The sequence below is a fragment of the Microbacterium sp. M1A1_1b genome (assembly GCF_053345565.1).
The window spans coordinates 639,545-656,501 of sequence record NZ_JBKFAJ010000002.1 but is presented as its reverse complement, the minus strand read 5'-3'; the positions used below and the strand labels follow the sequence as shown (position 1 = coordinate 656,501).

Sequence of the window (16,957 nt, the reverse complement as noted above, 5' to 3'; positions counted from 1 at the left end):
ACAGGCACACCATACACACCGTGCCGGGGATGCCCGCCGGTCTCGGTCATCGGTGGAGAGGGGAGGGAGCGGGCTCGGGACCTGCCACGGCGTCCGCCCCGACCGTGATCGGTCCGGAGCGGACCGTCACGGCCACGCGGACCACACTGCCTGCCGTGTCGCACGAGGCCAGGCTCTCCGCGGCGGCGACCACGACCGTGGCGGCGATCGAGCACGGCGTGCCGGGCACGAGCCCGACGAGCGCAGCGGCCCCGGACAGTGCAGCAGCGTCGGCGGCGCCCTGGGCACGGACCTCGGCACCTCGGATCGCCGCCGCGGCGAGCACGCTGCTGCTGAGCACGAGCACCGCCGCCACGACCGCGACCATCACGACGGTGGCCGATCCACGGTCGCGCGTGTCCGGGGTGGTCACCCGCCGCCGTCCGCAGCGCAGGCAGCACCCCGCAGGACCACGGGGAGCGGGCCACCGGGTCGGCGTTCGACCGTGACGCACACCAGGTGGCCGTGGCGGGACACCGCACTGGACGCGTCGGCGCCGAGGGCGGCCAACGCTGCCTGTCCGGTCTCGGCGTCGCCGCGACCGAGCGCGCGCGACGCAGTTGCCGCGGCGAGCTGCAGCCGGCCCTGGGTGTCGACGAGCAGGACGCCCGCGATCGCCAGCGTCACGACGATCGCGATGACGGGCAGCGCGACGGCGAACTCGACCGTGACGGCTCCCCGGTCACAGCGAGAGCGCACCACGCACCAGGTCGGTGAGGATCGACTGCACCTCGCCGGATCGCATCACGGCGACGAGGACCCCGGCGAACGCGACGGCCGCCAGGATCACGACCGCGTACTCGGCCGTGGCGGATCCCCGGTCCCCCTGCAGACGGATCCGCACAGGCCGGTCGCCGACGACCCGCGGCGATCGCAGGAGATGACGGTGGCGCATCGCACGCCGCACGCGCGAACGTGCACGGCACGGGAGAACACGGTGTGGGCGGTCAGGGTGTGTGAGCGGTGTCATGGGGTGTCCCTTCTCGGTGGTGGTCCCAGCCTGGCGACGTCGACACACGCCAGGGGCTCGCCGGACGACGCTGTGGAGACGTCACCCCAGGCCCGCGACGGTGGAGGAGAGGAGCGCGACGACGACGGGCACGACGCCGACCAGGACGAACGCGGGCAGGACGCACACCCCGAGCGGGACGACGAGTCGCACACCCAGCCGTTCCGCCGCCGCGAGGGATGCCGCGGCGACGTCGTCGCGCAGGTCCTCGGCAGCCGACCGGAGCAGGGCCGCCGCAGGGACACCGGCCCGACGCGCGAGCGACAGGGTCTCGGCGAGCCGGTCCTGTGCGTCCGCGTCGACCGGGCGGGAGCCGGCTGCCTGGTGCACGACGTCGCCGGCCCCGGACCACGAGCCTCCGCCGGACAGCGCGACCGCCCAGGCGTCGAGCAGCACACCGGGGATCCGGCCGTCGGGCTCGACGGACCGGACCAACCGTCGGGACCACTCGCGCCCGACGCCGACGAGACCCCCGGCAGCGGCGAGGGAGAGCCATCCGAACGGCGAGCCGAGCAGCACCCCGAGGGTGTCGACACCCCACAGGGACGCGAGCACCACCCCGAGCACGGGGAGCGCCAGGACGACGTTCGCGCTGGTGCGGGGTCCGGCGAGCGCGACGTGGACGGCCCGGTCTGCCGCAGCCGTCCGGCGGAGCGCCGCAGCCAGGGCGCGGAGGGTCGGAGCGACCGGCGCGCCGGTCCGTGCCGCGACCCCCAGCACCATCCGGACGTCCGCCTCCGCCGACACCGAGCGTGCACGACCACCATCACGACCACGACCGCGACCGAAACCACGAAGTCGAGCACCCGCGCCAGCGCCAGCACCCGCACCCGCGCCGTCGCCGTCCCCCGCGGCATCGCCCCCCACGAGCGCCCAGGCCCGCGTCGGCGCCGCGCCAGCCGCCACCAGCGTGGCCACGCGGTCCAGCACCCGCGCACTCGCCAGCGGACCCGCGCTGACAACACCGCTCGCCCCCGGCGGGACGGTCATCCCCGGCGCGACGACGTCCCTACTCCCCCGGTCACCCGCTCGACGACGAGCCGCCCGTGCGCGTCGAGACGGAACCGGCCCGCGGCCCCGAGCCGGCGCATCCCGCGGCGGCGCTCGACGTGCAGCACGAGGTGGAAGGCACTGACCGCCTGCCGAGCCAGTGCTGTCGGGTCGAGTCCCGCCAGTGCCCCGAGCGCTTCGAGCCGTGCCGGGACGTCGTCGAGACCGTTGGCGTGCACGGTGCCCGCGCCGCCGTCGTGGCCGGTGTTCAACGCCGACATGAGCTCGCGGACCTCGGCGCCACGGCACTCCCCGACGACCAGCCGGTCGGGGCGCATGCGCAGTGCTTCCCGCACGAGACGGTCGAGCCCGAGCGCGCCGGCCCCCTCGGCGTTGGCCTGCCGGGCCTCGAGTCCGACGACGTGCGGGTGGTCGATCCGGAGCTCGGCGACGTCCTCGACGGTCACGATGCGTTCGGTGTGGGGCACCCGCGCGAGCATCGCGCCGAGCAGGGTGGTCTTGCCGCTGCCGGTGGCGCCGGACACCAGCACGTTCCGTCGCAGCCGGACGGCATCTTCGACGACCCGTCGTGGGACGCGACAGAAGGTGTCGGAGCCTTCCAGGTCGTCGAGCGTCGGACGTCGCCCGGCGGGGAGCCGGATGGAGATCGCCGTGCCCCGGACCGCGACCGGAGCGAGCACGACGTGGACCCGGATGCCGTCCCCGTGCCGGACGTCGGCCACGGGGGTCGTCTCGTCGACGTGTCGACCGCCCGCGGCCACCAGGCTCGTCGCGAGCTCGCGCGTGCGGCGCTCGCGCAGGCGGATGCCGGTCTGGACGAGCCCCGAGCCCCGGTCGACCCACACGCCGGTATCGCCCTGCACCAGGACGTCGGAGACCGCATCGTCGAGGACGAGCGGCGCGAGCTCCTCGAACACCAGGGGGTCCGGGCCGTGGCGCAGGCGGACAGGGGTGTGCTGACCGGGGAGGAACGGTGCGGACTCGGCGCGGTGACGGTGCATCCCGGCACGCTAGGTCTGCTCGACCAGCAGCCGGGACGCCGTGGATGCACCTGTGGAGGACAGAGCATGTCCCCAAGCAGTGGGACGATTTGTACCCCGTTGATTCGACGCGTACCCCGCCGAGTGCCGCACTCCGCGGACAGCCCGTTCCACGCCGACCGCGACGCCCGGGCGCGCTTCAGCGATGTCGAACCGGGTGGATGTTGTATCGCAACTGCATGCATCAGCATGGACCGGTCTGTCCACGGTTCCGCGCAACCATGCCGATCGACGCCGACGCGGCCCGTCCTGATCTCAACGACACGTGTCGTCGGAGTGCAGGAAAAAGAAGAGGCGGCACCGGTTGGGGGGAACAGGTGCCGCCAGGACAACGGAGGATTGGGGGGAATCCGATCCGATGCCGCCGGAAACGAGTCCGGCAGGAACGAGTGTACCCCACGAGACGGCATCCCGGGCAATCCCGACGCGCCGGTGTGCGTCGAGCGGCTGGTCGGGTGCACACACCCGCGGGCGTCCGGGGATCGGAGCGGCCGAGGCCCGGAGTATTCTCCGAGGGCGCGCTCCAGCGGCACGCGATGCACCACGGACGCAACGACGCGAAAGGACATCGATGTCCACTCCGACCCAGGTCGACCCCCGGAACGACGACGCAGCCCCCGACGGCGCGCCGACGTTCCCGCCCTCCCCCGACTTCGTCGCCGATGCGGTCGCCCACGAAGACCTGCACGACGCCGCCAGTGCCGACCGCCCGGCGTTCTGGGGCGACCAGGCACGACAGCTGCTCGACTGGCGGACACCGTTCACGCAGACCCTGGACTGGACGAACGCCCCGTTCGCCACGTGGTTCGCCGACGGCACGCTCAACGTCGCCGAGAACTGCCTCGACCGCCACGTCCGGGCCGGCAACGGCGACCGGGTGGCCATCCACTTCGAAGGCGCCCCCGGTGACACGCGACGCATCACCTACGCCGAACTGACGGCCGACGTGCAGCGCGCCGCGAACATGCTCACCGACCTGGGCGTGACGCAGGGCGACCGCGTCGTCGTCTACCTGCCGCTCATCCCCGAGGCCGTCGTCACGATGCTCGCCGTGGCACGGATCGGCGCGGTGCACTCCGTCGTGTTCGGCGGGTTCAGCGCCGAGAGCCTGCGCGCCCGCATCGAGGACGCCGGCGCGAAGCTCGTCGTCACCGCCGACGGCGGTTGGCGCCGCGGTGCCGTCGCCCCGCTCAAGCCCGCGGTCGACGAGGCCCTGGCCGGCGAGGGCACCGACAGCGTCGAGCACGTGGTCGTCGTCAAGCGCGGTGGCAACGAGGTCGCCTGGGACGACGACCGCGACCTGTGGTGGCACGACGAGTTCGCCAAGGCCGACCCGCACCACGACGCACAGGCCTTCCCCGCCGAGAACCCGCTGTTCATCCTCTACACGTCAGGCACGACCGGCAAGCCGAAGGGGATCGTGCACACCTCGGGCGGGTACCTCACGCAGGCGACGTACACCCACCGCAACGTGTTCGACATGCACCCCGACAAGGACGTGTACTGGTGCACGGCCGACATCGGCTGGATCACCGGCCACAGCTACGTCGTCTACGGTCCGCTGGCGAACGGCGTCACCCAGGTCCTGTACGAGGGCACTCCGGACGAGCCGAAGCCCGGCCGCTGGTGGGACATCGTCGACGCGTACGGCGTCACGGTCCTGTACACGGCCCCCACCGCGGTCCGCGCCGCGATGAAGGGCGGTCGCCAGGTCCCGGACGCCCGCAGCCTGGACAGCCTCCGGCTGCTCGGCAGCGTCGGCGAGCCGATCAACCCGGAGGCCTGGCACTGGTTCCGCCAGGTGATCGGCCACGACCGCACGCCGATCGTCGACACCTGGTGGCAGACCGAGACCGGCGCGATCATGATCTCGGCGCTGCCGGGGGTCACCAAGCTCAAGCCCGGTGCCGCGCAGACCCCGCTGCCCGGGATCGTCGCCGAGATCGTGGACGAGGACGGCAACCGCGCCGACCCGGGCGAGAGCGGCTACCTCACGATCACCGAGCCGTGGCCGTCGATGGCGCGCGGCATCTGGAACGACCCGGACCGCTTCGTCGAGACGTACTGGGACCGGTTCCCCGGCCGCTACTTCGCCGGTGACGGGGCACGGCTGGACGGCCAGGGCGACATCTGGGTGCAGGGCCGGGTCGACGACGTCATGAACGTGTCCGGCCACCGGCTCTCGACCGCCGAGATCGAGTCCGCGCTCGTCGGGCACGAGGGTGTCGCCGAGGCGGCGGTCGTGGGCGCTGCGGACGAGACCACCGGTCAGGCCATCGTCGCCTTCGTCATCCTGACGACCGAGGCGGCCGAGGGCGTCGACCGTGACGCCGTCGCCGCGGAGCTCCGTGCCTGGGTCGGGCAGCGCATCGGCGCGATCGCCAAGCCACGACAGGTCGTCATCGTGCCGGAACTGCCGAAGACCCGGTCCGGCAAGATCATGCGCCGGCTGCTCCGCGACGCGGCCGAGGGCCGCAGGATCGGTGACACGACCACCCTGGCCGACCCGACGATCATGGCGACCATCGCCGAACTGATGTAGTCGTGCGGACGCGAGTGGGGCCTCCTGTCCGGATCCGGACGGGAGGCCCCACTTGCGTGTGCAGCGTCGGTCACCGCCGTCAGGCGGTGAGCTCCACCACCAGCTCGACCTCGACCGGCGCGTCCAGCGGCAGCACGGCGACACCCACCGCACTCCGCGCGTGGACCCCCGCGTCACCGAAGACGTCCCCGACGAGCGAGGACGCACCGTTCGCGACGCCGGGCTGGCCGGTGAACGCCGGGTCCGAGGCAACGAACACGGTGACCTTCACGACGCGGGCGACACGGTCGAGCGAGCCGGCGACCGACTGCACGGCGGCCAGCGCGTTGAGCGCCGCCTGTCGCGCCTGGGCGGTGGCGGTCTCGGCGTCCACCGAGGCACCGACCTTGCCGGTCACCGGCAGCGCGCCGTCGACGAACGGCAGCTGGCCGGCCGTGTAGACGTACTGTCCGGTCACGACGGCCGGCACGTAGGCGGCGACGGGGGCCGCGACGGCCGGGATCTCGAGCCCGAGCTCCTGCAGGCGTGCCGCGATGCTCACGCGTCGGCCTTCGGGCGCTTCAGGTAGGCGACGAGTCCACCCTCGGGTCCGGTGACGACCTGGACCAGCTCCCAGCCCTCGTCCCCGTGGGCGTTGAGGATGGCGGCGGTGTTGTGGATCATCAGCGGTGTGGTGAAGTACTCCCAGCGAGTCATGCGGTTCCTTGCCAGCCTTTCAGTCATGGGTGTCGTTTAGGCTGCATCATATGTCTGCCCAGAAGACGTCTGCCTCGCGGACCAAACCAGTCTCTGCAGTCGGCGCCTTCGTCGGTTTCGTCGGTTTCAGCGTGCTGGCCGGCCTGCTGGTCACCATCGGTGTGACCCCGGCGATCGCGGTGGCCGGGGTCACCACGACCTCGACGATCGGCGTGTTCGAGTCGCTGCCGGAGTACATCGAGATCGGTGACCTCCCGCAGCGCAACGAGGTCCTGGCGTACCAGGGCGGACAGTCGGTCCACCTGGCGACGGTCTACGACCAGAACCGGCAGGAACTCAAGTTCGACCAGATCAGCGACCAGCTGAAGAACGCCGCGATCGACGGCGAGGACAAGCGCTTCTACGACCACGGCGGCGTCGACATGACGTCACTGGTGCGCGCCGGTGTCGGTTCGCTCGCCGGTGGGCTCGGCGAGTCCGGCGGTGGTTCGACGCTGACCATGCAGCTGGTCCGCAACATCAAGATGCAGCAGGCCCTCGAGCTCCCCACACAAGAAGAGCGCACGAAGGCCTACAACGACGCGGTCGAGCAGACCATCCCCCGCAAGCTCGAGGAGATGAAGCTCGCGATCGGCCTGGCGAAGAAGTACTCGCACCAGACGATCCTGACCGGGTACCTCAACATCGCCTACTTCGGCGACCAGACCTACGGCGTGCAGGCCGCTGCGCAGCACTACTTCAACAAGAACGCCACGGACCTGACCCCGCAAGAGGCAGCCTCGATCCTGGCCATCGTGCAGTCGCCCAACACGCGCAACCTGTCCGACCCGAAGTACTACGACGCCAACGTCGCCCGCCGCGACGTCATCCTCAAGTCGATGTACGCGCAGAAGCACCTGACGAAGGAGCAGTACGACGCGGCCATCGCCTCGAAGCCGGCCGACTACGTGCACCTGACGGCCCCGAACCAGGGTTGCCAGTCTGCCGCCGGCAACGGGTCCCAGTTCTTCTGCGACTACGCGATCAAGGTCGTCAAGCAGATGTCCCAGCTCGGTGGCACCCAGAAGGAGCGCGATGCGGCGTGGCGGAACGGTGGCTACACCATCCAGACCACGCTCAACCTCGACCTGAACAGCCAGCAGAAGGACCTGCTCAACACCTACGACCCGAACACCGAGGCCCGGTTCCAGCTGGGCGCCACGTTCAACTCGGTCGAGGCCGCGACGGGGCGCATCCTGACGATGGCGCAGAACAAGGACTACGACCAGTCGATCCAGTCACCGTCCACCGCGACGTCACTGAACTTCAGCGCGGACAAGGAGTACGGCGGCTCGTCCGGGTTCCAGACCGGTTCCACGTACAAGCTCTTCACGCTGCTGGACTGGCTCAAGGACGGACACGGACTGAACGAGACCGTGAACGGCACGCCGCACATCATCAACCGGTGGACCCACTGCGGTTCGCCTGATTACACCGCCTACGGCCCGAAGAACGACTCGGCGGGCGAGAACGGCAACTTCACGGTGGCCCGTGCCACGGCACTCTCGGTGAACGCGGCCTTCGCGTCCATGGCCGCCAAGCTCGACCTGTGCGACATCAAGCAGACCGCGCAGGACCTCGGCGTGCACTCGGCGGACGAGAAGACCGAACTCAACTCGTACCCGTCGTCGATCCTCGGCACCAACACGATCGCCCCGATGACGATGGCCTCGGCCTACGCGACGATCGCCAACAACGGCACCTACTGCAAGCCCATCGCGATCGACAACGTCACGAACGCCGAGGGAAAGAGCCTGGGCGGACAGCCCAAGGAGTGCAAGCAGGTCCTCGACCCGAGCGTGGCGGCCACCGCGGCGTACGCGCTGCAGGGCACGATCAAGTACGGCACGGCGGTCGGGGCACAGACGGCTGACGGAACCCCGATGTTCGCCAAGACCGGCACCACCGACGACGCCGACCAGATCTGGCTCGTGGGCGGCAGCTCGAAGGTCGCAACGGCCTACTGGCAGGGCAACTGGGACGGCGGCAAGACCAACCTGCGGCACTACTACAGCGGTGCCGGCGGGTCGTACGCCAGCGCCCGTGCCAGCGTGTGGCGTCAGGCCATGACCCCCATCAACCAGTACTTCCCGGGCGAGGCCTTCCCCACGCCGTCGCAGTCCGCCATCCGCGGCAACAGCATCGCGGTGCCGGACCTGGCGGGCAAGACCACCGACGAGGCCCGCTCCTTGATCGCGAACGCCGGGTTCACGTACGTCGACGGCGGCACGCAGCCCGGCGGCGGGACGGCGGGCACGGTCTCGTCGACCTCGCCCGGTTCCGGGTCGCTGCTGTCGAAGGGTTCGACGGTCACCGTGTACACGACCGACGGCTCACAGGCCACTGTGCCCGAGGTGACCGGCAAGTCCGTCGGCGACGCTCGCTCGGCGATCAACGGAGCCGGCTTCGGCAACGTCGCCGTCGCCGGGGACTTCGAGAAGGGCGACGGCAAGAACCAGTGCACGGTCGCCAGTGTCGACCCGGCAGCCGGCACCGCCACGTCGAAGGACACCGCCGTCACCGTGAAGCTCTACGGGGACAAGGACGGCAAGGCGCCGAAGGGCTGCAAGTGACGCGCACCAGTCGAGCGGCACTCGGGGTCCTGGCCGCGGGTGCCGCCGCCGGTGCTGCTGCCGCCGCGTGGGGAACGCTCGTCGAGCGGCGACGGTTCGGCATCCGGTGGGAGACCGTCCCGGTCCTGCCGCCGGGGTCGCGTGACGTCACGGTCCTGCACCTGTCCGACATCCACATGGCGCCGTGGCAGTCCGACAAGCAGCAGTGGCTGCGCGATCTGAGCCTGGTCGAACCGGACTTCATCGTGAACACCGGCGACAACCTGGGCCACGAGACCGCCAACGCCGCGATCGAGTACGCGCTCGAACCGTTCCGGGGCGTCCCCGGCGCGTTCGTGTACGGCTCGAACGACTTCTACGGCCCGTCGCCCCGCAACCCGCTGCGCTACTTCAGCGGCCCGAGCGCCGTGCACCAGAAGGCGCAGGTCGATCTCGACGTCGAGCGCCAGACGGCGTTCTTCGAGTCGCTCGGGTGGCTCGACCTCAACGACCACGCCCGGGCGATCGAGGTCCGGGGGTCGCGCTTCGAGCTCTTCGGCACCTCGGACGCGCACCGCGACTGGGACCGTCTCGACCTGCTGCCCACCAACGTCGACGAGATGCGCGGCGAGGTCCCCTGGTCCGAGGACGAGGACGGTCCCGCACCGGTGTCGATCGGCGTCACGCACGCGCCCTACCGGCGGGTCCTCGACGCCTTCGTCACCCAGGGCGCCGACATCGTCTTCGCCGGACACACCCACGGCGGCCAGGTCCAGGTGCCCGGCGTCGGCGCACTCGTGACCAACTGCGACCTGCCGCGCGAGTACGTCAGCGGTTTGCACCGGTGGCAGAACAAGACGCACTGGTCGTGGCTCGAGGTCTCGGCCGGGCTCGGCACGTCGATCTACGCCCCCGTTCGCTTCGCCTGCCGCCCGGAAGCCGTCGTCGTCACCCTGACGGCCCGCACGGTCTGACCGGCCGGCCGGTGGTCGAGAACACCCTCGATCATCCGCTAGACTGCTTCAGGTTGCTTCACGCAAGTGGCCAACACACCTCGGGGTGTGGCGCAGCTTGGTAGCGCGCCTCGTTCGGGACGAGGAGGTCGCAGGTTCAAATCCTGTCACCCCGACAGTCGAAGGCCCGGATCCACACGGATCCGGGCCTTCCGCATGTCGTGCTTGTGTCCCGGGACACACCGGCGGGCCGGCACACCGGGCCGTCCCCGCTCCCCCGCTAGCCTGACAGGGCCATGGAGATCGCCGAGCACCTGACGCCCGTCCTGCACCGCATCGCCGCGATGTCACCCGACCTGGGCGACGACCCGGTCCTGGCGGCGAGCCTGGTCGAGAACGTCACGTCGATGCTGACCGACGCACACCGGCACTACGCCAGCGGGTACGACGCCTCGATCACGAGCGACACGCTGATCGCCGACGAGCACCTGGCGACGGGAGCGCTGCACGCCGAGCGCATGCAGCACCCGGCGGGCGCGATGCTGGCGGCCGAGGTGCTGTTCGACGAGTACCTGCCCGTCTTCGTCGCCGAGGTCGGCGCGACCACCCCCGACGAACTGCTCCGTGCCTCCAGGGCACTGCACGCGGGCATCTGGCGACGGTTCCCTGCCGGGGCCATCGCGTACACCGAAGCACTCCGCCAACGCGTCACGACGGCGAACCTGGACTCGCGAGCGCACATCGCCCGCGACCTGCACGACCGGGTCGCCCACGGGATCCTGGCCGGGCTGCAGCGCATCGACCTCGCCCTGCTCACCGATCCCCCGGCACCGGAGCGCACCGCGCAGCTCGAGGCCGCGGCGGCACAGCTCCGACGGGCACTCGGTGACGTCCAGAACCTGGCCGTCGCGTTGCACGCCCGTGTCGGGGACGACCTGCTCGACGCCGCGCTGGCCCGACACGTCGCCGACCTGTTCCCGGACACCGAGCACGTCACGATCGAGTCCCACGGCACACCGAGCGTCCTGGTGAACTGGCGCGCCGAGGAGTCCCTGACGATCCTGCTCGAGGCGCTGTCGAACTGGTGGAAGCACGCCCGCGACGCCGCCGTCCGCGTGGTGTTCACGTGGACCGACGACACCGTCACGATCACTGTGCAGGACGACGGCCCCGGGTTCGACCAGGCGAAGCGCGTCGGCGGTCGGCTCGGTCAGTCCACGATGCGTGAGCGCGCGGCCCTGGTCGGTGCCACCCTCGACGTCGTGAGCGCCCCCGGTGCTGGCACGACCGTCACGCTCGTCGTGCCGAAGGGCGCGCTGTGAGCCCCGGCATCACCCACGTCGCCATCGTCGACGACCACCGGCTGTTCCGTGAGGGACTGGCGACGATCCTGGCCTCGGTGCCGACGATCCGCGTGGTCGCCCACGGCGAACGGCCGTCCGACGTGCTGGACGGCCCCGAGGCGGCCGCCGTCGACGTGCTGCTGCTCGACGTCGAACTCGACGGGCCGCCCGCACGCACCACCATCGCGACCGTGCGGCGGAACCACCCGGGCATCGCCGTCGTGGTCCTGACCATGCACCGGGACGCCGTGCTGCGCCGGGCGCTGCTCGACGCGGGGGCGGTCGACTTCGTGACCAAGGACACCCCGAGCCGCGAACTCGTCGAGCGCATCGTCCGCGCCGGCACCGAGCCGGGCGCACCCGTGACGTTCCCGGTCGACGTCGTCACCGACGCCCGCGCGGGGTCACCGCTCAGCGACCGCGAGATCGAGGTCCTGCAGCGCATCGCCAGCGCACGCTCGAACGCCGAGATCGCCGCGGACCTGGGACTCGCCGTCGGGACGGTCAAGCGCCACGTCTACAACCTGTTCCGGAAGCTCGACGTGACCAGCAGGGTCGGAGCCGTGGCGACGGCCACGCGACTCGGTCTGCTGCGCTGAGCCGGGCCTCCTGGCCGTCCGACGCGCAGTCGAGCAGCGCAGCGCAGAGCACGCAGCGCGTCAGGCCGCGACGGCCGAGCGGACCAGGCGGCCCTCGCGGTGCAGCGCGGCGACGACGTCGAGCGCCTGGTGCCGGTACCGCGCCTGCGCCGCGCCCGGGGCGACGATCACGCCGTTCGCACCCGTCGACTCGACCAGTGCGTTGATCTTGTCCGCCACCTGGTCGGCCGAGCCGTAGGCCTGACGCTCGGTGCGCGCGGCGATGAACCGGCGCTCCAGGTCGCTGAACTCGTAGGCGCGCGCCTCGTCCATCGAGACCGGCTCGGGCTTCACACCCTGCCGCATCCGGATGAACGAGATCATGCCCGGGGCACTCTGCTCGTCGATGACACGGGGGTCCTCGTCGGTGACGACCTGCACGCCGATCAGGGCGTTCGGCTCGGACCGGAAGCGCGACGGACGGAACGCATCGCGGTACAGGGCCAGTGCGGCCTCGGTGTTGTCCGACGCGAAGTGGTGTGCGAACGCGAACGAGATGCCGAGGGCACCGGCGACCTGCGCGCTGTACCCGGACGACCCGAGCAGCCAGAACTCCGGCACGTCGCCGTAGCCGGGCACCGCGCGGATCCGCGACAGCGGGTTGTCGGCGTCCATGCCGGTGAAGAAGCCGATCAGGTCGGCCAGGCGCTGGGGGAAGTCGTCGACGTCGAGCCGGTCGGTCCGGCGGAGCGCCATCGCGGTCGCGCCGTCGGTTCCCGGCGCGCGGCCGAGCCCCAGGTCGACGCGGTCGCCGTACAGCGCGCGCAGGGTGCCGAACTGCTCGGCGACGACGAGCGGGGCGTGGTTCGGCAGCATCACGCCACCCGACCCGATGCGGATGGTGCTGGTGGCGGCGCCCACCGCGCTGAGCAGCACCGCGGGGGCCGACGAGGTGATGCCGGGCATGCCGTGGTGCTCGGCGACCCAGAACCGTTCGTACCCGAGTTGCTCGGCGTGCACGGCCATGTCGATGGAGCCCTGCAGGGCCTCGGTGTTGCTCTGGCCGTACTCACGGGTGGCCAGGTCGAGGACCGACAGGTGCAGGGGGGCGTCGCTCATGTCGGTCACAACGCGGGTGACCGCGCGCGCATTCCGCCGGACGGGAGGCCCGGTGCACGGTGGTGCCCCTCCGGCCGTCCGGCAGGTGGCCGGGTCACGACGCGACGGCCGGGTCCGTCAGCCCAGGTCGCCGTCGAGCCGCCCGCCCGACTCGGTCAGGTAGCAGTTCGCACACAGCGACTCGTACTCGACGTCGACGCCGTCGATCGCCACCTGGGAGCCGTCGAACACGAACCGGCCGTCGACCTTGCGCGCGTTGAAGACCGCCTTGCGACCACACCGGCAGATCGTCTTGAGTTCTTCGAGCGAGTGCGCGAGCTCGAGCAGGCGTCGGCTGCCGGGGAATGCCTCGGTCCGGAAGTCGGTGCGGATGCCGTACGCGATCACCGGGATCTGGTCGATGACCGCGATCCGCAGCAGGTCGTCCACCTGCCGTGGGCTGAGGAACTGCGCCTCGTCGACGAGCACGCAGCTGACCGGCCGGACCATGCCGTCGAGCCGCGGCGCCTGCGGGTCGACCGCGCCGGCCTGGGCCACGGCGTGCCGGACGTCGGCGTCGGCAGCCAGCACGATGTCGACCTGACGGGTGACGCCGAGCCGCGACACGATCTCGCGGTCGCCCTTGGTGTCGACCGACGGCTTCGCCAGCAGGACGCGGTGGCCGCGTTCCTCGTAGTTGTAGGCGGCCTGCAGCAGTCCGGTGCTCTTGCCGCTGTTCATCGCGCCGTACCGGAAGTAGAGCTTCGCCACTACGCCAGGAAGCCGTCCTCCGCCGCGCGACGGATCAGGTCGGACTTCTTCGACGCCGGACGGCCGACCTTGGCGTACTTCTCGCGGACGCGCCGCAGGTAGGTCTTGGCGGTCTCGTACTGCACGTTCATCTGGCTGGCGACCTCGTTCGTCGAGTACCCGGACACGTACAGGCGCAGCGCTTCTTCTTCGCCGTGGCTGAGCTTCGGGCGCTGGTGCGCGGCTGCACCGGTGGGCAGCGGACGCCACTCGCGCTGCGGCGGGGTCTCACGTGCGACACCCATGACGTCGCGTGCCACGTCCATGACCTCGCGCATCGGCAGGGACTTGGACAGGAACGCCGCCGCACCGGCCGCCAGGGCGCGGTCACGGGACTCGCGGGTGTCGACGCTGGACAGCACGATGACCTTCGCGCCGGCGGCACGACAGGTGCGCACACGGGCTTCGATCGAGACGGGTTCCTTGAGCTGGAAGTCGAGGAACACCAGGTCGGTCGGGAAGCTGTCGCTGTGCACCATCTCGAGCCAGGTGTGCGCGGTCAGGGCCAGGTCGAAGTCGAACGCGTTGACGGCGATCCAGCTCGACAGACTGTCCAGCAGCACCTCGTGGTCGTCGAGGATGGCCAGACGGACCCGGCGGGAGCCCGGGTTCGGCAGGGCAGGGGCGCCTTCCGTCAGCCTGTTCGGGTCAGTGCTGGTCATAGGAGAACCTTAATGCGAGGGACGAGGGACGGACGGCGACGTCGAGGTCGGGGAACGTGACGCGCAGGACGGCGAAGTAGGGGTCGAACGTGCGGTGGATGCCGACGTCGGAGTCGTCCACCCCGACGTCGAGCGCGACGGACACACGGTCGGTCGACGGTTCGCCGTCGGCGGCGGCCCCGGGTCGGACCGCCGCACGGAAGGCTGCCGGGTCCACCGTCGGGGCACTCAGCAGCGCCCGGACCACCGTGCGGACGACGGTGCGCTGGTCGGTGTCGAGCGTGGCGATCAGCCCGTCGGGGTCGTCGACCACGGCGGCGGCCCCACCGTCGGCGCGGACGGCCTGTTCGAACCACGTGCGGTCCGCATCGGCGACCATGGCGCGACGGATGCCGTCGGCGATCGACCGGGCCCGAGCGCGATCGGCGTCGGTGATGGTCTCGCGGGTGCGCAGCTCGGCGAAGAACGGCCCGACGTCCCGCGCCAGGATCGTCGACCGGTCCGCCTCGACGCTGGCGGCGATGCCGTCGCGCTCCGCCCGCTCGACCGAGTACGACCCCGCCCGGATCTGGACCCGCTCGGCCAGCCCGCTGAACGTCCACGCGAAGACCCCCGCCGCCACCGTGAGCACGAGGGTCGGCGCGGCCGCCAGGAACGCGGCAACGGACACCGGGACCCCGTGCGGGAAGACCGACGCTGCGGTCCCCCAGGCCAGCGCATCGACGACGGCCAGCACGACACCACCGACGACCAGGTCGGCCCAGGGACGGTACGGCGCGGCCATCACGATGCCGGTCGCCGTGAGCAGTGCCATGAAGTCGTTCAGCGCGTTGCGGTCCGGCCCCCACTGCGCGGCGACGCTCGAGACCGCTGCCGCGGCGAGCAGCCCGACGTGCAGGACGAACGCCCAGCGCGGGAACGGGGCCCGGAACGGACTCGACGCCACCACGACCACCGCTGCCGACGCGGCGAGCAGCAGGACCGCCATCGCGCTGAGGGTGGGACTGCCGACGACGTCGCGGTCGAAGACCGAGGTGACGATCCCCCACAGCACCCCGACGGCCCCCAGGACGACGGCGAGCGGCCGTGCGCCCATCGCGCCGAGCGGGTCGTACTGCTGCGCGGTCCGTCCCGCCGGTGGACGCACGATGCCGTGCGGCGGACGCCGGGCACCGTCGCGGCGACGTCGTCCGGACGGCACCGCAGCCCTGGCGGTCACGAAGCCACTCCGTCGGCGACCTGGACGACGCCGGTCCGCGCGCCGAAGGGCACCGTCATCATGACGCTCGTACCGGTGCCCGGGGACGACCAGACCTGCACGTCACCGCCGACCCGACCGATGCGTTCGCGGACCGAGTTGCGGAGCCCCATGCGGTCCGCACCCGTCTGCTGCTCGTCGAAGCCGCGACCGTCGTCGACGACCATCACGGTGCACGCGACGCCGTCGTCGAACACGCTGACCTCGGCCGAGTCGGTGCCCGCGTGCTTGCGGACGTTGGCCAGACACTGCCCGACCGCCCGCACCAGTGCCGTGACCGTGCCGGGTTCGAGTCGGTCCATCGCTGCGGGGTCACCGGTCATCAGGACCTCGAGCCCCTCGGCGCGCTCCTGGTCGAGCATGTGTTCGAAGGCGTCGACCGCCGCACCGGCATCGGTCTCCGGTGCCGGCGCCAACCACTCGGACCCCGTGAGCATGGCGACGTCCGACTCGACCATCCGGGCGAGCTGGGCGTCCATCGGCCCGTCCGCAGCCAGGGTGATCGCCCCGAGGTGGTTGAGCACGGTGTCGTGCAGGACGGCGGACGCCTCGAGCTCGACGCCCGCACGGTACGCCGAGGCGTGCTCTTCGCGCGCGGACCGCAGGAGCTCGGGTTGCACGCGCTGGGACCGGCGCGTCGTCCGGCCGGCGACCAGCACGATGGCCACCACGAACGCCAGGGTGAACCAGGCGAGCACGAGGGGGTGCTCCGGACCACCGGTCTGCAGCGTGGCGAGGGACGTCGCCACCCGCCCGACCAGCAGCCCGCCGACCGACCACAGCACGACGCGACCGGGCACCGCGCCCGCGCCGCCGACCAGCACGAGGGGCACGACGACGAGCGAGAGCAGGTACGAGGCGACCCACGGCACCGGGACCTCGTGCAGGACGACGACCGAGAACCACCAGGCGCAGACACCGCCGACGGCGAGGAACGCGACCGCGGATCGCCGGGTGCTGAACTGCACGTGGACGGCGGTCATCGCGAGCATGGGCAGCAGGGCCACCACGGCGGGCACGACCCCGACGCGGGGGTCGTCGATCCGGAACAGCACGAGGGTGATCGCCGCCGCGACGAGCGACCCGATCGCGGCGGCGTGGAAGGCACGGACCGTGGACCACGCGTTGACTCGCGGTGCGAGGTGCGTGGGGATGCCGAGCACGGTGCGTCGTCCTTCCGGGAGCCAGGGAGCGCCGCCCACGATCCAACCACCATCGAGGCGACCGTGTACCCCGGATCGGGTACCGGGAGACGACTGCCTCGATGATACCGGCCCCCACTGACCCCCGGTGTCCCCCGAACGCGCTCCTCGGCCACCGCACGGCC

Annotated in this window: 17 protein-coding genes and 1 tRNA gene; 6 read left to right on the top strand and 12 right to left on the bottom strand. The window is 71.4% G+C overall.

Annotation, left to right across the window (positions count from 1 at the left end; translation table 11 throughout):
• Nucleotides 1-46 precede the first annotated feature (46 nt).
• The 5 genes from ACLBWP_RS07795 to ACLBWP_RS07775 form a co-directional block, all read right to left on the bottom strand.
• Nucleotides 47-412, bottom strand: a complete 366-nt coding sequence (locus tag ACLBWP_RS07795; RefSeq protein ID WP_447654729.1) for an Rv3654c family TadE-like protein — start codon at nucleotides 410-412, stop codon at nucleotides 47-49.
• The gene (locus ACLBWP_RS07790) at nucleotides 409-741 is read right to left on the bottom strand and encodes a TadE/TadG family type IV pilus assembly protein (protein WP_243561645.1); all 333 of its coding nucleotides are present in this window, start codon (nucleotides 739-741) and stop codon (nucleotides 409-411) included. The genes ACLBWP_RS07795 and ACLBWP_RS07790 overlap by 4 nt, the downstream gene beginning before the upstream one ends.
• Complete coding sequence (locus tag ACLBWP_RS07785) at nucleotides 722-883, bottom strand: DUF4244 domain-containing protein (protein WP_243561646.1); 162 nt, start codon at nucleotides 881-883, stop codon at nucleotides 722-724. The genes ACLBWP_RS07790 and ACLBWP_RS07785 overlap by 20 nt, the downstream gene beginning before the upstream one ends.
• A gap of 207 nt (nucleotides 884-1,090) precedes the next feature.
• Nucleotides 1,091-1,771: a type II secretion system F family protein gene (locus ACLBWP_RS07780; RefSeq protein ID WP_447654728.1), complete on the bottom strand. Its 681-nt coding sequence runs from the start codon at nucleotides 1,769-1,771 to the stop codon at nucleotides 1,091-1,093.
• A gap of 263 nt (nucleotides 1,772-2,034) precedes the next feature.
• A complete protein-coding gene (locus ACLBWP_RS07775; protein ID WP_447654727.1) occupies nucleotides 2,035-3,060 on the bottom strand; it encodes a TadA family conjugal transfer-associated ATPase in 1,026 nt (341 codons plus the stop codon).
• Nucleotides 3,061-3,670: 610 nt separating this feature from the next.
• Here ACLBWP_RS07775 and acs point away from each other — a divergent pair.
• On the top strand, nucleotides 3,671-5,641 hold the full coding sequence (gene acs / locus ACLBWP_RS07770) for an acetate--CoA ligase (protein ID WP_447654726.1): 1,971 nt from the start codon (nucleotides 3,671-3,673) through the stop codon (nucleotides 5,639-5,641).
• 79 nt (nucleotides 5,642-5,720) lie between these two features.
• Here acs and ACLBWP_RS07765 read toward each other — a convergent pair whose 3' ends face one another.
• A complete protein-coding gene (locus tag ACLBWP_RS07765; RefSeq protein ID WP_243561650.1) occupies nucleotides 5,721-6,182 on the bottom strand; it encodes a RidA family protein in 462 nt (153 codons plus the stop codon).
• Nucleotides 6,179-6,337: a DUF4177 domain-containing protein gene (locus ACLBWP_RS07760; RefSeq protein WP_111227112.1), complete on the bottom strand. Its 159-nt coding sequence runs from the start codon at nucleotides 6,335-6,337 to the stop codon at nucleotides 6,179-6,181. Before ACLBWP_RS07760 ends, ACLBWP_RS07765 begins: the two co-directional genes overlap by 4 nt.
• Before the next feature lie 50 nt (nucleotides 6,338-6,387).
• Between ACLBWP_RS07760 and ACLBWP_RS07755 the strand changes: the two genes are divergently transcribed.
• From ACLBWP_RS07755 to ACLBWP_RS07735, 5 genes are all read left to right on the top strand, one after another.
• Nucleotides 6,388-8,949: a transglycosylase domain-containing protein gene (locus ACLBWP_RS07755; protein ID WP_447654725.1), complete on the top strand. Its 2,562-nt coding sequence runs from the start codon at nucleotides 6,388-6,390 to the stop codon at nucleotides 8,947-8,949.
• A complete protein-coding gene (locus tag ACLBWP_RS07750; protein ID WP_447654724.1) occupies nucleotides 8,946-9,902 on the top strand; it encodes a metallophosphoesterase in 957 nt (318 codons plus the stop codon). The genes ACLBWP_RS07755 and ACLBWP_RS07750 overlap by 4 nt, the downstream gene beginning before the upstream one ends.
• Nucleotides 9,903-9,983: 81 nt before the next feature.
• Nucleotides 9,984-10,057: transfer RNA gene (locus ACLBWP_RS07745), tRNA-Pro, on the top strand.
• Between the two features lie 120 nt (nucleotides 10,058-10,177).
• Nucleotides 10,178-11,203, top strand: coding sequence for a sensor histidine kinase (locus ACLBWP_RS07740; RefSeq protein WP_447654723.1), 1,026 nt, complete (start codon nucleotides 10,178-10,180; stop codon nucleotides 11,201-11,203).
• Nucleotides 11,200-11,823 (top strand): response regulator transcription factor, encoded by a 624-nt coding sequence (locus ACLBWP_RS07735; protein WP_447654722.1) that lies wholly within the window; start codon nucleotides 11,200-11,202, stop codon nucleotides 11,821-11,823. Before ACLBWP_RS07740 ends, ACLBWP_RS07735 begins: the two co-directional genes overlap by 4 nt.
• 60 nt (nucleotides 11,824-11,883) lie before the next feature.
• Here the strand turns inward: ACLBWP_RS07735 and ACLBWP_RS07730 are convergent, their stop codons facing one another.
• The 5 genes from ACLBWP_RS07730 to ACLBWP_RS07710 form a co-directional block, all read right to left on the bottom strand.
• Nucleotides 11,884-12,921 carry an LLM class flavin-dependent oxidoreductase gene (locus ACLBWP_RS07730; RefSeq protein ID WP_447654721.1) on the bottom strand — a complete coding sequence of 346 codons (1,038 nt, stop codon included), beginning with the start codon at nucleotides 12,919-12,921 and terminating at the stop codon, nucleotides 11,884-11,886.
• Nucleotides 12,922-13,038: 117 nt separating this feature from the next.
• Nucleotides 13,039-13,671, bottom strand: coding sequence for a thymidine kinase (locus tag ACLBWP_RS07725; protein WP_447654720.1), 633 nt, complete (start codon nucleotides 13,669-13,671; stop codon nucleotides 13,039-13,041).
• The gene (locus ACLBWP_RS07720) at nucleotides 13,671-14,372 is read right to left on the bottom strand and encodes a DNA-binding response regulator (protein ID WP_447654719.1); all 702 of its coding nucleotides are present in this window, start codon (nucleotides 14,370-14,372) and stop codon (nucleotides 13,671-13,673) included. The genes ACLBWP_RS07725 and ACLBWP_RS07720 overlap by 1 nt, the downstream gene beginning before the upstream one ends.
• Nucleotides 14,359-15,591: a hypothetical protein gene (locus tag ACLBWP_RS07715; protein WP_447654718.1), complete on the bottom strand. Its 1,233-nt coding sequence runs from the start codon at nucleotides 15,589-15,591 to the stop codon at nucleotides 14,359-14,361. The genes ACLBWP_RS07720 and ACLBWP_RS07715 overlap by 14 nt, the downstream gene beginning before the upstream one ends.
• Nucleotides 15,588-16,793: a sensor histidine kinase gene (locus tag ACLBWP_RS07710; protein ID WP_243561658.1), complete on the bottom strand. Its 1,206-nt coding sequence runs from the start codon at nucleotides 16,791-16,793 to the stop codon at nucleotides 15,588-15,590. The genes ACLBWP_RS07715 and ACLBWP_RS07710 overlap by 4 nt, the downstream gene beginning before the upstream one ends.
• Between the last annotated feature and the right edge of the window lie 164 nt (nucleotides 16,794-16,957).